This window comes from Bacillus sp. SIMBA_074, from assembly GCF_046534555.1.
GTDB classification, from domain to species: Bacteria; Bacillota; Bacilli; order Bacillales; family Bacillaceae_G; genus Bacillus_A; species Bacillus_A mycoides.
In genome coordinates this window covers 1-229 of sequence record NZ_JAWRYM010001374.1, presented here as the reverse complement: position 1 = coordinate 229, position 229 = coordinate 1, and the positions used below count along the sequence as shown (strand labels likewise).

At 47.6% G+C, this 229-nt stretch carries 1 protein-coding gene; it reads left to right on the top strand.

Annotation, left to right across the window (positions count from 1 at the left end):
• Positions 1-229: ATP-binding cassette domain-containing protein (locus tag SB773_RS35200; RefSeq protein WP_410595250.1), on the top strand; the 229-nt coding region annotated here is incomplete at both ends.

Below are 229 nucleotides of genomic sequence, written 5' to 3'. Positions count from 1 at the left end.
GAGAAGCGCTTCGTGAGCCAATATTGGCCCACCGACACACGACGAAAGAAAATCTCCGTGCAAAGGTGATAGAAGTACTGGAGTTATGCGGTTTAGCGACGTATCATATTGACCGGTACCCTCATGAGTTTTCCGGTGGGCAACATCAAGGTATCGTTATTGCAAGGGCAATGGGATTAGATCCAGAAATTATTGTGGCGGATGAGCCTGTTGCGGGATTAGATGTATC